Source organism: Lolliginicoccus lacisalsi, assembly GCF_014841105.1.
GTDB lineage: Bacteria > Actinomycetota > Actinomycetes > Mycobacteriales > Mycobacteriaceae > Lolliginicoccus > Lolliginicoccus lacisalsi.
This window is the reverse complement of the sequence record NZ_JACYWE010000007.1, coordinates 171207-183872: the sequence shown is the minus strand read 5'-3', so window position 1 is coordinate 183872 and position 12666 is coordinate 171207. Positions and strand designations below refer to the sequence as shown.

Sequence of the window (12666 nt, the reverse complement as noted above, 5' to 3'; positions counted from 1 at the left end):
CCTCCTAGAGCGGATGTCGTCCTGTCAGGCCTTCACGGTCTCGGGCGGTGTCGCGGCCGCCGCGGCCTTCGCCGCTGCTGGCACCGCGCGTGCGATCACCTCGAACGCCTCCTCATCGAGGGCCGCCGAGACGAACCATGCCTCGAACGCGCTCGGTGGCGCGTACACGCCCCGCTCGAGGAGGGCATGGAAGAACGCCGGATATCGCCACGTCTCGCTCGCCTTCACCTGTGCATAGTCTTGCACGGAATGATCGGTGAAGAACACGCTCACCATTGTTGCCGCTGATTGGACATGGTGCGCGATGCCCACCTCATCGAGCGCATCGGCGAGCAGCTCGCGCAGCGCGGCATGATTGCGCCGCAGCGCGGCATAGACCTCGGGGGTCGCATGGCGCAGCGTCGCGAGGCCCGCCGCCACGGCCACCGGGTTTCCCGAGAGCGTCCCGGCCTGGTAGACGGATCCGCCTGGAGCGAGATGGGCCATGATGTCGGCCCGGCCGCCGAATGCCGCTGCTGGCAGGCCACCGCTCATGACCTTGCCGAAGGTGTAGAGGTCCCCGGCCACGCCGTCGATGCCATGCCAGCCGGAAGCGCTGACCCGGAAGCCTGTCATCACCTCATCCATGATGAGCAGCGCGCCGTTCTCCTGGCAGGCCACGCGCAGTCCCTCGTTGAACCCGGGCAGCGGCGCGACCGCGCCCATGTTGCCCGCCGCGGCCTCGGTGATCACGGCCGCGATCTCGCCCTGGTGCCGGGCGAATGCCTCCCGGACCGCGCCGAGATCGTTGTATGGCAGCACGATCGTCTCGGCGGCCTGCGCGCCGGTGACCCCAGGCGAGGTGGGCAGGGCATAGGTCGCGACTCCGGAGCCCGCGTGCGCGAGAAGGGAATCGACGTGCCCGTGGTAGCAGCCAGCGAACTTGATGATCTTGCTGCGCCCGGTGAAGCCACGGGCCAGCCGCACCGCGCTCATCGTCGCTTCCGTGCCCGAGTTGACCAGCCGCACCTGGTCCACCGGCTCCACGCGGCGCACGATCTCCTCGGCGAGCTCGACCTCCCCCTCGGTGGGCGCTCCGAACGAGGTGCCCTTCAGCGTTGCCTCGCGCACTGCCTCGACCACGGCAGGATGAGCGTGCCCGAGGATCATCGGCCCCCAGGAGCAGATCAGGTCCACATAGCGATTGCCATCGACATCCACGAGCCAGGGGCCGCGCGCCTCCCGGATGAACCGTGGCACTCCCCCGACGGCACCGAACGCTCGCACGGGCGAGTTCACTCCCCCGGGGATAACGCGGGAGGCACGCTCGAAGAGCTGGGCGGAACGGGGCACGTGGGCGTGGTCGTGGGGCTCGGTCACGGCTACCCGTGTTCCAGCTTGCCGCGCGAACGTCGACGACGGGGTGTAGTACCGGGGCTACGGCAGGTCCCGCTCGTCGTCCATGCGCAGGATGCCGAGCTTCTCGATGTACTCGATCTCGGTCAGCTCCCCGGCCGCGAAGCGGCGCCGCAGCTCCTCCTCCGCCGCGCTGCGCTGCACTGGCAGCGCCGGTCGCGAGTCACCCGGTGCCGGTGTCGCGCTGAGCCGCATGATCGTCGCCACGGCCAGCACGAGCAACGTGATCGCCACGACCGCCAGGAGCACCATCATCATGCCCCCATGATGGCACCAGCGACGGTGTGCCGCATGGACGCGTTCCTGAGCAGGCCCTGAGAACACCCTGCTAACCCTCGCGAGTGCGGTTATCGTCGAAGTCATGACCAGCACTGGGCAATACCTGCGCGAGGCACTCGACGGCCCCTGGAAAGAGGTCCGTGAGCAGTGCCGTGAATACCTTCCCGCCGACATCTTCGCCTCCGACCCGACCCTCGACACCAAGGCCGCTCGAGCGCGCGCCCTCGAGCAGATGCACGCGCTCGTCGAGACCGGCTACGCCGAGAGCGGCTTCCGCCAGGAGAACGGCGGGACCGGTGACGTCGGCGCGGCGGTGGCGGGCTTCGAGATGCTCGCCTACGCGGATCTCTCGCTCACCGTGAAGGCCGGCGTGCAATGGGGCCTTTTCGGCGGCGCGGTCGAGAACCTGGGCACCAAGCGCCATCACGACAAGTACATCCGCCCCCTGATCAACCTCGACCTGCTCGGCTGCTTCGCGATGACCGAGTCCGGGCATGGCAGTGACGTCCAGCAGCTCGAGACGACCGCCACCTATGATCCGGGCACCCAGGAGTTCGTGATCAACTCGCCCACCCCGTCGTCCCGCAAGGACTACATCGGTGGCGCGGCCGAGCATGCCACCATAGCCGCGGTGTTCGCGCAGCTGATCACCGAGGGCGAATCGCACGGCGTGCATTGCGTCGTCATTCCCATCCGCGACGAGAACGGCGGCGACCCCCCCGGCGTCACCACCTCCGACTGCGGGCACAAGGGTGGTCTCGGCGGCGTGGACAACGGCCGCATCATGTTCGACAACGTGCGCATCCCGCGCGAGAACCTGCTCAATCGGTACGCCGAGGTCGAGGAGGACGGCACCTACCGTTCCGAGATCGAGACCGATAGCCGCCGGTTCTTCACCACGCTCGGCACCCTCGTGCGCGGCCGCATCAGCGTTGGCGGCGCCGCGGCGGCCGCGGCCCGCGTTGCGCTGAGCATCGCTACCCGCTACGCGCTCAAGCGCCGCCAGTTCCGTCCTGCCAAGGACGAGCCGGAGAACGTGCTGCTCGACTATCTCGCGCACCAGCGGCGCCTGCTGCCCCTCATCGCGAAGTCCTACGCGCTGGGCTTCGCGCAGAACGACCTCGTGCGCAAGATGCACCTCATCCAGACCGGGCAGAACACCGACCCTGAGGCGCAGCGCGCGCTGGAGAAGCGGGCCGCCGGCCTGAAGGTGGCGCAGACCTGGCATGCGACCCGGGCCATCCAGGAATCCCGCGAGGCATGCGGCGGTGCCGGATATCTCTCGGAGAACCGGCTCGTCACCCTCAAGGCCGACACGGATGTCTTCACCACGTTCGAGGGCGACAACACCGTCCTCACCCAGCTCGTGGCCAAGGAACTGCTCACCTCCTACGCAGACGAGGTGCGCGACTACGACGCCACCGACTGGATCCGCTTCGCCGCGACCATGGCTGGCGACGTCGTCCGGGAGCGCTCCGGCGTGCGGCAGATGATCCAGACCCTCTTCGATCGCGGAGACGAGAGCGTCGAGGAGGGCGACCTGTCCAAGCGGGCCGTCCAGTTGCAGCTCTTCGCGGACCGCGAGGACTACCTCGTCCGCACCGCCGTGCAGCGGCTGCGCAATGGCGCGAAGAACGGGGACGCGTTCAAGGCGTTCAATAACGCCCAGGACCACATCCTCAAGGCCGGCGCATCGCACATTGACCGCTTGATCCTCGAGGAGTTCATCGACGCCATCGAGCTCATCCAGGACGAGGAGGCCCGCAAGATCGCCGAGACGCTCTGCGACCTCTACGTGTTCACCGAGCTCGAGGCCGACCGCGACTGGTTCATCATGCACCGCTTCATGTCGGTGGAGCGCGCCAAGGCGGTCCGCCGTGGCGTCAACGAGCTATGCGAGGCATTGCGCCCGCATGCGCTCACCCTCGTCGAGGGCCTCGGCGTTCCCGAGAGCATGCTGCGGGCGTCCATGCTCAACGACGCCAACGTCTATGAGCGCGAATAGCCACGCTGCAGCGCAAGGGCCCCGGCAGGAATCTCCTGCCGGGGCCCTCCGCTTGCGTGGGGCTGTGGACCTGGTAGCCCCGGGGCCCGCGAGCTCGGTTGTCGCGAACTTGCTGGTCGATGTCACGCGACCCGCCGCGACACACCCTGCCGGATGATGACAACGACTAGCAGATCTTTCGCGCGGCACCGGCCCGACAGTTGCTCAGCGCTGGCGGCGCTGCCGGGCGATATCGGCAAGCACCACTCCGGCGGCGACGGAGGCATTGAGCGACTCGACGACATCCGCCATGGGGACGCTGACGATCACGTCGCAGGTCTCCCGGACCAGCCGGGAAAGGCCCTTGCCCTCGGAGCCGACGACGATCACCAGCGGCACATCAACACTGGTGAACTCATCGAGGGGCACCGCGCCCTCGGTGTCGAGCCCCACCACGAAGTAGCCGTTTTCCTGGAAGTGCTTGAGCGTCCGGGTGAGGTTGGTCGCGCGCGCCACGGGGATGCGGGCGGCCGCTCCGGCGCTGGTGCGCCAGGCCACGGCCGTGACGCTCGCCGAGCGCCGCTCCGGGATGAGCACGCCATCCCCGCCGAACGCCGCGGTGGACCGGATGACGGCGCCGAGGTTGCGCGGATCAGTGATGTTGTCGAGAACCACGACGAGACCCGGATCAGGTGATTCGTGGGCCGCGCGCATCAGGTCGTCGGCGTGCATGTACTCATATGCCGGCACCTGCAGGGCGATGCCCTGGTGCATGCCGTTCGTGGTCATCCGGTCGAGGTCCTGCTTGGGCACCTCGAGCAGCGGGATTCCCTTGTTGGCCACGTATTGCACGGCCTCCGTGACACGCTCGTCCGGATCGCTCTCCACCGCGACGTACAGCGCGGTGGCGGGCACCCCGGCGCGGAGGCACTCGACGACGGGGTTGCGGCCGAGCACGAGCTCCGGCCCTTCTCCAGCCCGGCGGCGCGCGGCCTGGGCCCCGGCCCGGCCCTGCCGGGCCTTGGCCTGCACGGCAGCACGGCGCGCGGCAGGGTGGCCGACCCGCATCTCCGCTGGCGGGGTGGCGCCCCGGCCCTCGAGCCCACGGCGCCGCTTGCCACCGGTGCCCTTGACCGCGCCCTTCTTGGTGCCGGATTTACGGACCGCGCCCCGGCGGCTGGAGTTTCCTGGCATTGTGTCCCTCGATCTCTCCTTCCGCGCGCGAACCGCGGAAGCGCTAGTGGTCGTTCCTCAGGGCCCACTCCGGCCCGTCTGGTGTGTCTGTGATGTCGATGCCGAGCGCGGCGAGCCGGTCCCGGATGGCATCGGCGGTGGCCCAATCCCGATCGGCCCGGGCCTGCTGGCGGCGGGCGAGCTCATCGCGCACGAGGGCATCGAGCGCGGCCATGGCACCATCGGCACCGTCGGATGCCGCGGCGCCCGCGCGCCATTGCGGCGCGAGCGGGTCCGCTCCCAGGATGGCGAGCATGGCCCGCACCTGGCCGGCTAGCTGCCGGGCACGGTCCGGCTGGCCGCCCTCGAGCGCCGTGTTCGCGGCACCGATGACATTGTGGATCTCGGCGAGCGCTGCCGGCACGCCGAGATCATCGTCGAGGGCCGCAGCGAATGCCTCGGTCCACTCGCCGACGGGGATCTCGCCGGCCCGTCGAGCGACCCGATCAAGGAACGCCTCGATGCGCCGGTAGGTCGCGGCGGCCTCCTGGATCGCGTGCTCGGAATACTCCAGCATGGACCGGTAGTGGGCGCTGCCCAGGTAGTAGCGCAGTTCCTGCGGCCGCACCCGCTCGAGCATGGCGGGGATCGACAGGGTGTTGCCCAGCGACTTCGACATCTTCTCGCCGCCGAGGGTCACCCAGCCGTTGTGCAGCCAGTACTGGGCGAACCCGCCTCCTGCGGAGCGGCTCTGGGCGATCTCGTTCTCGTGGTGCGGGAAGACGAGGTCCATTCCGCCGCAGTGGATGTCGAACTCCGGGCCGAGGTAGGCCGCGGCCATCGCGGAGCACTCGAGGTGCCACCCCGGGCGGCCCGGCCCCCACGGCGTGGGCCAGGAGGGCTCGCCTGGCTTCGCGGCCTTCCAGAGGGTGAAATCGCGCTGGTCGCGCTTCTGCTCGCCAAGGCCCTCGCCCTGATGGACGTCGTCGATGCGATGCCCGGACAGCGCGCCGTACTCGGGGAAGCTGCGCACATCGAAGTACACATCGCCGCCGGCGGCGTAGGCATGGCCCCGGTCGATGAGCACCTCGATGAGCTCGATCATCTGGGTGATGTGCCCGGTCGCGCGGGGCTCCACGGACGGTGGCAGCACGCCCAGCTTGTCGTAGGCCCGATCGAACGCACGCTCGTAGGTGGCGGCCCACTCCCACCAGGGGCGGCCCGCATCAGCGGCCTTGGCAAGGATCTTGTCGTCGATATCGGTGACGTTGCGCACGAACCGGACGTCCTGGCCCTGCGCGAGCAGCCAGCGGCGGAGCACATCGAACGCGACCCCGCTGCGCACGTGACCGATATGCGGCTCGCCCTGCACCGTCGCGCCGCACAGGTAGATGGAGACCTGGCCGTCGACGAGCGGGGCGAAGTCCCGCTGGGTGCGTGTCGCGGTGTCAAAAAGGCGCAGGGTCACAACGCATCATCGTACTTGGTCGGCCCGTGCATTCTCGAATCCACGGACCGCGATCGGCAGATCAGTTCGCCGTCGAGATCAGGGCTGTCGCGACGGCGGCGATGCCTTCGCCGCGACCGGTCAGGCCCAGCCCGTCGGTGGTGGTCGCGGAGACCGAGACGGGCGCGCCGAGTATGCCGCCGAGGACCTCCTCGGCCTCCCGGCGGCGCGGCCCGATCCGCGGCCGATTGCCAATGACCTGCACGGCGGCATTGCTGATGGCGTATCCGGACTCGGCGAGCATGTCGCGCACGTGCTCGAGCAGCGCCGCGCCGCTGACGCCGTCCAGCTCGGGTCGGCCGGTGCCGAAGACAGCGCCAAGGTCCCCTAGCCCGGCCGCGGAGAGCAGCGCGTCGCACAGCGCGTGCGCGGCGACATCACCGTCGGAGTGCCCGGTGCAGCCGGATTCCCCCTCGAAGAGCAGGCCGGCCATCCAGCACGGTCGGCCAGGCTCGACCGGATGGACATCGGTCCCGATTCCCACGCGCATCACGCACCCGACTCTATCCGCTCGCGATCTCAGGCGCGCGGATCGGCCCGCGCCGCGACGAGCGACTCGGCTAGCCGGAGGTCGAGCGGAGTGGTGATCTTGAAGGCGAGCGGATCGCCGGGCACCGTCCGCACCGGCACGCCATGGCGCTCGCACGCCATCGCGTCATCGGTCAGGTCGTCGGCAGCGAGCGCCGCGGCGTGCGCCGCGCGCAGCACCGGAACCCTGAATCCCTGGGGCGTCTGCACTGCTCGCAGCGTGGCGCGGGCCGGCGTGCCTGCCACATAGCCGTGCTCGTCGATCGTCTTGACGGTGTCGGTCACCGGGAGCACGGGGATCACGGCATCCTCGCCCGACCACAGCGCCTCTGCCACACGAACGATCACGGAAGGCGGCGTGAGGGCCCGGGCTGCGTCGTGGACGAGCACGTGGTGGGCGCCTTCGAGCGCGGCGAGCCCCGCGCGGACGGAATCCGCGCGCTCCGCTCCCCCGGCGACGACGCTGGCCCGGGGGCCTGCGATCTCCTGGGCCTCGGCGAGACGGTCAGCGGGCGCGACGACGATGATGTGGTCGATCACGCCGGAATCGCGCAATCCCGCTACTGCCCAGGACAATAAGGGGCGCCCACCGAGGGCCATGAAGGCCTTCGGGAGCGCCCCACCGAGACGAGTCCCCTTGCCAGCTGCGGGCACCAGGGCCACGGTCCGGATTGACGTGCTATTCACACCAGGCGATGCTACGCGCCAGGATAGTGCCGATCAGGATGCCTCGGCATCACGAGGCGACAAGGACCTCATCGAGCATCGAGGCGGCCTTGACATCGTCAGTGCCCTCGGCGAGAGCGAGCTCGCCCACGAGGATCTGCCGGGCCTTCGCGAGCATCCGCTTCTCGCCGGCCGACAAGCCACGATCCTGATCGCGGCGCCACAGGTCGCGCACGACCTCGGCGACCTTGTTCACATCCCCGGAAGCAAGCTTCTCCAGGTTGGCCTTGTAACGGCGGGACCAGTTGGTCGGCTCCTCGGTGTGCGATTCCCGCAGGACCTGGAACACCCGATCGAGGCCTTCCTCGCCAACTACGTCACGAACGCCAACGTACTCGGCGTTGGCGGCGGGAACCCGCACCGTCAGGTCGCCCTGGGCCACCTTCAGTACGAGGTACTCCTTCTGCTCACCCCGAATGGTTCGGGTTTCAATAGCATCGATCGTGGCTGCACCGTGATGGGGATAAACAACGGTGTCTCCGACCCTGAAATTCATATGTCCCGTACCCCTTTCGATATGACTATGCTAACACGAGCCTCCCCTAAATGGATGCCGTCCTTGCAGGTCAGCGCCGTCCACGCTGAGGCACCACCGCTCACCTGCGGTTCTTCGGAGCTTGCAGTTGCAAACACCCCGGCCAGGATTGACGCTCCCAGCGCCAGTCCCGCGCCCGCCCGGCGCGGGCAGGCGATGCCCGCGGACCAAAACGACCAGAAACCCCACCCACCGCGCACGACCGGTCCCGGGCCAACTACTCTGCATAGTGGAAGCGATCGCGGGGCGCGGCAGGTGGCTCGCGCAGCTCCACGATCATCAAGAGCCCGGGAGGACCGACCGTGACTTCGTCAACAGCGCAGCACCGCGCACCAGCCGATGTGCTCACCTCGCGCTCGCGCACGCGCTCGCACCGCCTTGCTGCGATCACGCTCGCGCTCGGCGCGAGCTCAGCGCTCGTCCTGACCGGCTGCGGTGCCGGGCAGGTCACCCAGACCGGCGTCAAGGTCGCATCGGTCACCGGCAGCGCGGTGGAGATCGGTGATCTCGGGCTGCGCAACGCGCATGTCGTGTTCGAGGGCGACGAGACCGCGTACCCGCTCGATAGCGCGGACACCGCCTCCCTGGTGTTCACCGTTGTCAACAACAGCGCGACGACCGGCGACACACTGCTCGGCATCGAATCCTTCGAAGCGCAGGTCGCCATGCCCGAGGGCGCTGAGCTCGAGATTCCCGCTGGTGGTGTCCTCGAGGTCGGGCTCGCCCCGCAGGAGCTCGAGGAGGAGGACGCCGACCGTCCCAGCGTCGAGCTGTCGAACATGAGCTCGGACGTGCGGCCCGGCCTGACCGTGCCGTTCACCTTCACCTTCGCCGAGGCTGGCGACGTCACCGTCAACGTCCCGATCGATGCCGGGGCCGCTTCGCAGCGCACCTACGTGCCCGCCGAGCCGCTGGGGCACTGACTTCCCTACGCAGGGCGCATAGCACGTTCCCGGCCTGGCACCGCGAGGGGCCAGGCCGGGCTACATCGTTCCGGGATTCCGTCCTCAGCGCCACGCGGCAGCGAGCCGGAATCGCCCGGGCCAGAAATGTCAGGGTCATCAGCTAGCCTGCTGCATTGTGGTCCGAACCAGAACGAGCTTCCGCTGCACCGCCTGCCAGCATGTCACCTTCAAGTGGGCGGGGCGCTGCCCCGAATGCGGCGCGTGGGGCTCGATCGAGGAGGCGCCCGCGCTCTCGACGCTGCAGAAGTCAGCGCTGCAACGGTCGGCCCTGCCCGAGTCCCGCGTGGCCTCGACCACCGGAGGCCTCCTCCCTTCTAGCCCCGCGCAGCCACTGAGCCAGGTCGAGGGCACGCAGGCAGCCACCCGCTCCACCGGAATCGGCGAGCTCGATCGGGTCCTCGGCGGCGGCGTGGTCTCCGGCGCGGTTATCCTGCTGGCCGGGGAGCCAGGCGTGGGCAAGTCCACGCTGCTTCTCGAGGTCGTGCGCCGCTGGGCCGATAACGACGTCGCGCTCTACATCACGGGCGAGGAATCCGCGGGACAGGTGCGGTTGCGCGCCGAGCGCATGGGGGCCCTGCATGATCGGGTCATGATCGCCTCGGAGTCGGAGCTCGCGACCATTCTCGGTCATGTCGAGCAAGTGGGCCCGAGCTTGCTGATCGTCGATTCGGTGCAGACGATGCGGGCGGCGGATTCCGAAGGCACCACGGGCGGGGTGACGCAGGTGCGCGCGGTGACCAATGCGCTGACGGCGCTGGCGAAGTCAACGGGCATCGCGGTGCTGCTGGTGGGTCATGTCACCAAGGATGGCTCGGTCGCCGGGCCCCGATCGCTCGAGCACATCGTCGATGTGGTCCTGCACTTCGAGGGCGACAAGAACTCGACACTGCGCATGGTCCGGGGCATCAAGAACCGGTTCGGCCCCACCGACGAGGTCGGGTGCTTCGAGATGCAGGAGGGCGGCATCGCCGAGGTCTCGGACCCGTCAGGGCTCTTCCTGCACCATCATGCGCACAGCGTGCCAGGGACGGCGATCACCGTGGCGATGGACGGCAAGCGTCCGTTGCTCGGCGAGGTGCAGGCCTTGGTCGCGGGCAGCGGCATCCCGTCCCCGAGGCGCGCGGTGAGCGGCCTCGATGGGGCACGGGTGGCGATGATCCTCGCGGTGCTTGAGCGACGCTGCGGGGTGGCCCTCACGGGCTCCGAGGTGTACGCAGCGACCGTTGGCGGGATGCGCGTCACCGAGCCCTCCGCGGACCTCGCCATCGCGCTGGCCGTCGCGTCGGGCGCGCGGGACCGGGCCCTGCCGGAGAAGACGGTGGTGCTCGGCGAGGTCGGGCTCGCGGGCGAAGTGCGGCGCGTGCCCGGGGTGGCCCGGCGGGTGCAGGAAGCGGCACGGCTGGGATTTACCCGTGCCATCGTTCCCGCGGATTCCGAGGCCCTGCCGGAATCCGTGCGGGCCCTGCGTGTCCGGGACATGGCCGAGGCTCTCGCGCTGCTGCCACGGGACTAGATGACCCGCGCGGGGGCGATCGAGGGGTGCGCCGCGCCCTGAAGTAGCCTTCATTCAGGTTTCATCGTGGCCAAGCAGTCTTCATGGACAAGCAGGGAGGCGTTCCGTGGCGCACCGAGCCCTTTCGCCAGATCTGTCGATCATCGCCCGGCTCGCGCCAGGAACGGGACTGCGCGCCGCGCTCGAGCGGATCCTTCGCGGGCGGACCGGCGCGCTCATCGTGCTCGGCCACGACGAGATCGTCGAGCAGATCTGCGACGGCGGGTTCAGCCTCGACGTGGAGTTCGCGCCGACACGGCTCCGCGAGCTCGCGAAGATGGACGGAGCAGTCGTGCTCTCCGCGGACGGCACGCGCATCGTCCGGGCCAACGTGCACCTCGTGCCGGACCCGTCGATCGCGAGCACCGAGACGGGCACACGGCATCGCACGGCCGAGCGCACCGCGCACCACACCGGCCACCCCGTCATCTCCGTGAGCCAATCGATGGGCATAGCGACGATCTACACCCAGGGCCAGCGTCATGTGCTCGAGGATTCCGCGACGATCCTGTCGCGGGCCAACCAGGCCATCGCTACCCTCGAGCGCTACAAGAACCGGCTCGACTCTGCTACCCGCTCCCTGACCGTGGAGGAGCTCGACGACGTCGTCAGCCTCCGCGATGTGCTGCTCGTCATCCAGCGCTGCGAGATGGTCCGGCGCATCGCCATCGAGATCGACCGGGCCGTCATCGAGCTCGGGACGGACGGGCGGCAGGTCGCGCTCCAGCTGGTCGAGCTGCTCGGCGACAACGATCAGCTCCTGCGCGTCGTGCTGCGCGATTATCTCCCGCACCAGGGCAATCCGGCAGCCACAGATGCCGACGATGTTGCCTCGCAGCTCGCCGGGTTGTCCGATGCGATGCTGCTTGATCTCAGCGCGCTCGCGCGCCTGCTCGGGCATGACACCCCCGCCGACTCCCATGAGATGACAGTCTCGCCTCGCGGCTACCGATTCCTCGCGCAACTGCCGAAGGTGCCGGTCTCCCAGATCGAGCAGCTCGTCGAGGCGTTCGGTTCCCTGCAAGCGTTGCTCGCCGCGCGCCCGGAGAAGATCCACACAGTGGAGGGCATCAGTTCCTACCGGGCCCGGATGATCGCCGACGAGCTCTCGAGGCTCGCTAGCTCCACCCTCGAGGATCGCTTCTAGCCCGCGGGCGGCGGTGGCGGCAGCGGGCTCGGCAACGCGGCCTCCGGCTCTGGCTCGGGAACCGACGGGTCGATGACAGCGAACTGCACTGGCTCGGATTCCACCTCGCCCACCTGCGCGAGCACGCGATACTCGCCCGGCGCTACAGGGTTCCGCGATCCCGAGCAGCCTGGCGCGGAGGACGTGCCGGACCAGGTGATCGCGAACGCGACCTGGTCCCCGGGCGCCAGCGTCCACACGTCGCGACCCGTCACGGGCGCGCAGTCGGTGTTCACCCAGGTGCGCCGATCACCTTCGACCGCCCGCACCGTCACCTGCTGCACGGCGGGGCCAAGATCGCGCGCGCAGGTCGAATCGCCGATGTTGGTGACCACGATGCCGAACCGGGGCTGATCGCCCACCAGGTACTCGGAGCGATCGATCGTCGCGCGCACCGTGATGGACTCATCCTTGCAGGGTCCCTCCGCTACCTTGGGCTCGTCGTCAAGATCGTCGGAGGCCGCGTCGAGGTCCTCCGAGGTCGTCTCCTCGACGACTTCCTCGTTCCCCGCGTCATCACCGTCGGAAGCATCGTCGCGCTCCCCATCCTGCTCGCCCGAATCTTCCTGCTCGGATGCACTACTGCCGGAAGCCGTGGGAACCGGCTCATCACCGCCGCGTAGCAATGCCACGATCCCCAGGATGATTCCCACGATCAGGGCAAGGACGAGCAGCAGCACGACAGCGGCGGCCACGAGGCGGCGCCGGCGATACACCTCGGGAGGGTGCGGCAGCGGACGCGGACGGCGCGGGGACGGGTAGCGAGGGTCGTGCACGGCACTTACGGTATTCCCGATCGTTACCCGGCAGCCTGATCACGGCGGGCGTGTCGGCTG

The 12666-nt window shown here is 69.1% G+C and carries 12 protein-coding genes; 4 read left to right on the top strand and 8 right to left on the bottom strand.

The annotated features are described in order from the left end of the window. Positions 1-24 precede the first annotated feature (24 nt). The gene (hemL, locus tag HT102_RS12565; protein ID WP_192039752.1) at positions 25-1359 is read right to left on the bottom strand and encodes a glutamate-1-semialdehyde 2,1-aminomutase; all 1335 of its coding nucleotides are present in this window, start codon (positions 1357-1359) and stop codon (positions 25-27) included. A 57-nt stretch (positions 1360-1416) separates the two neighbouring features. Further along, complete coding sequence (locus HT102_RS12560) at positions 1417-1653, bottom strand: SHOCT domain-containing protein (protein ID WP_192039751.1); 237 nt, start codon at positions 1651-1653, stop codon at positions 1417-1419. Positions 1654-1756: 103 nt separating this feature from the next. On the opposite strand from HT102_RS12560, the gene HT102_RS12555 reads away from it, so the two are divergent. Then, a complete protein-coding gene (locus HT102_RS12555) occupies positions 1757-3679 on the top strand; it encodes an acyl-CoA dehydrogenase family protein (protein ID WP_192039750.1) in 1923 nt (640 codons plus the stop codon). A gap of 204 nt (positions 3680-3883) precedes the next feature. Here HT102_RS12555 and rlmB read toward each other — a convergent pair whose 3' ends face one another. The 5 genes from rlmB to HT102_RS12530 form a co-directional block, all read right to left on the bottom strand. Next, complete coding sequence (gene rlmB / locus HT102_RS12550; protein ID WP_192039749.1) at positions 3884-4852, bottom strand: 23S rRNA (guanosine(2251)-2'-O)-methyltransferase RlmB; 969 nt, start codon at positions 4850-4852, stop codon at positions 3884-3886. A gap of 43 nt (positions 4853-4895) precedes the next feature. Continuing rightward, positions 4896-6299 carry a cysteine--tRNA ligase gene (gene cysS, locus HT102_RS12545; RefSeq protein ID WP_192039748.1) on the bottom strand — a complete coding sequence of 468 codons (1404 nt, stop codon included), beginning with the start codon at positions 6297-6299 and terminating at the stop codon, positions 4896-4898. Between the two features lie 61 nt (positions 6300-6360). Next, positions 6361-6828, bottom strand: coding sequence for a 2-C-methyl-D-erythritol 2,4-cyclodiphosphate synthase (ispF, locus tag HT102_RS12540; protein WP_192039826.1), 468 nt, complete (start codon positions 6826-6828; stop codon positions 6361-6363). Positions 6829-6857: 29 nt separating this feature from the next. Further along, positions 6858-7538 (bottom strand): 2-C-methyl-D-erythritol 4-phosphate cytidylyltransferase, encoded by a 681-nt coding sequence (gene ispD, locus HT102_RS12535; protein ID WP_192039825.1) that lies wholly within the window; start codon positions 7536-7538, stop codon positions 6858-6860. Positions 7539-7602: 64 nt separating this feature from the next. After that, on the bottom strand, positions 7603-8088 hold the full coding sequence (locus HT102_RS12530; protein WP_192039747.1) for a CarD family transcriptional regulator: 486 nt from the start codon (positions 8086-8088) through the stop codon (positions 7603-7605). 341 nt (positions 8089-8429) lie between these two features. Between HT102_RS12530 and HT102_RS12525 the strand changes: the two genes are divergently transcribed. From HT102_RS12525 to disA, 3 genes are all read left to right on the top strand, one after another. Further along, positions 8430-9050, top strand: a complete 621-nt coding sequence (locus HT102_RS12525) for a copper chaperone PCu(A)C (protein ID WP_333473424.1) — start codon at positions 8430-8432, stop codon at positions 9048-9050. A 157-nt stretch (positions 9051-9207) separates the two neighbouring features. Then, a complete protein-coding gene (radA, locus tag HT102_RS12520; protein WP_192039746.1) occupies positions 9208-10605 on the top strand; it encodes a DNA repair protein RadA in 1398 nt (465 codons plus the stop codon). Between the two features lie 106 nt (positions 10606-10711). Then, positions 10712-11791: a DNA integrity scanning diadenylate cyclase DisA gene (disA, locus tag HT102_RS12515; protein ID WP_192039745.1), complete on the top strand. Its 1080-nt coding sequence runs from the start codon at positions 10712-10714 to the stop codon at positions 11789-11791. Here the strand turns inward: disA and HT102_RS12510 are convergent. After that, a complete protein-coding gene (locus HT102_RS12510; RefSeq protein WP_192039744.1) occupies positions 11788-12606 on the bottom strand; it encodes a hypothetical protein in 819 nt (272 codons plus the stop codon). The two genes, disA and HT102_RS12510, sit on opposite strands and share 4 nt — an antisense overlap. Positions 12607-12666 lie beyond the last annotated feature (60 nt).

Bases quoted from the DNA above. Each gene is read 5' to 3' on its own strand.
- HT102_RS12560 (WP_192039751.1), bottom strand. From the start codon at position 1,653: ATGATGATGGTGCTCCTGGCGGTCGTGGCGATCACGTTGCTCGTGCTG.
- HT102_RS12555 (WP_192039750.1), top strand. From the start codon at position 1,757: ATGACCAGCACTGGGCAATACCTGCGCGAGGCACTCGACGGCCCCTGG.
- rlmB (WP_192039749.1), bottom strand. From the start codon at position 4,852: ATGCCAGGAAACTCCAGCCGCCGGGGCGCGGTCCGTAAATCCGGCACC.
- ispF (WP_192039826.1), bottom strand. From the start codon at position 6,828: ATGCGCGTGGGAATCGGGACCGATGTCCATCCGGTCGAGCCTGGCCGA.
- HT102_RS12530 (WP_192039747.1), bottom strand. From the start codon at position 8,088: ATGAATTTCAGGGTCGGAGACACCGTTGTTTATCCCCATCACGGTGCA.